The organism is Nguyenibacter vanlangensis, from assembly GCF_013376155.1.
Taxonomy (GTDB): Bacteria; Pseudomonadota; Alphaproteobacteria; order Acetobacterales; family Acetobacteraceae; genus Gluconacetobacter; species Gluconacetobacter vanlangensis.
The window spans coordinates 1-876 of sequence record NZ_JABXXP010000958.1 but is presented as its reverse complement, the minus strand read 5'-3'; the positions used below and the strand labels follow the sequence as shown (position 1 = coordinate 876).

Genomic DNA, 876 nt, shown 5'->3' with positions numbered 1-876 from the left:
CCCGGCCCGGCAGGTCGGTGACCTGCCCGCCGGCGACCGCCACCTGCATCAGCCGGTCCCCCTGGCTGACCAGCGCGGTGGTCCCGTCGTCGGACAGGGCGAAATCGCTGATGCCGGTCAGCGACATCCGCGCCCGCTCGCGCCGCGCCTTCTCCTCGACCGAGAGTTTTTCGGGCCCGTCCGCCGGCCGCGCAAGTTCGACCGCGCGGCTGCCGGCCAGGTCATAGCGCCACAAATGCAGGCTGGTCTCACGCGGGCCGCTGCGCAGGAACAGCACCGATTTCCCGTCCGGCGTCGGCTGCGCGTGGCGCGGCAGGCCCAGGGTGAAATTCCGCGTCGCCGCCAGATCGGCGTAACATTGCCCTCCGCTTCCGGACGCGGCGTTTGCGGCCCCTGCGGCGGCGCCGGCCGTCAGGACCAGCCCTGGCAGGCCGAGCGCCAAATATCGTCCCAGGCGCCGGGCGCGCCCTCTTTGCAGTGCGTTCTTCATGAATGGTCCATGGTTCGTTCAGATCGACGGAACGATGAAGCCCCGCACCACGCGGCGCAAGCGGTCACGCGGCGGCGAAACGAAATCGTCCGGGAAACGAGATCATCCAGGCGCTGCCGGTCCCATCGCCATCGTGCGGCTTCCCCCCCTCGCGCGGGGCGCGCCGCTCGGATATGAGGCTGCTGTCCTCACTGATCGAAACATCCGCCCATGCCCAACCCCTTCGTCCGCCTGCTTCCCCTGATCGCCGCGATCGCCATCCTGTCCTGGGCCAGCGCCTATCCGGTGGTGCGCATCGCCTTGCGCGACCTGCCGCCCGTGCCCCTGGCGGCGATGCGCTACAGCGTGGCGGCGGTGCTGGCGGCCGCTTGGCTGGCCTGGACGCG

2 pseudogenes are annotated in these 876 nt (G+C 70.9%); one reads left to right on the top strand and one right to left on the bottom strand.

Annotation, left to right across the window (positions count from 1 at the left end):
• Nucleotides 1–490: pseudogene (locus HUK84_RS20460) on the bottom strand (S9 family peptidase); the annotation flags it as partial.
• A gap of 210 nt (nt 491–700) precedes the next feature.
• Here HUK84_RS20460 and HUK84_RS23390 point away from each other — a divergent pair.
• A pseudogene (locus HUK84_RS23390) lies at nt 701–876 on the top strand (EamA family transporter); the annotation flags it as partial.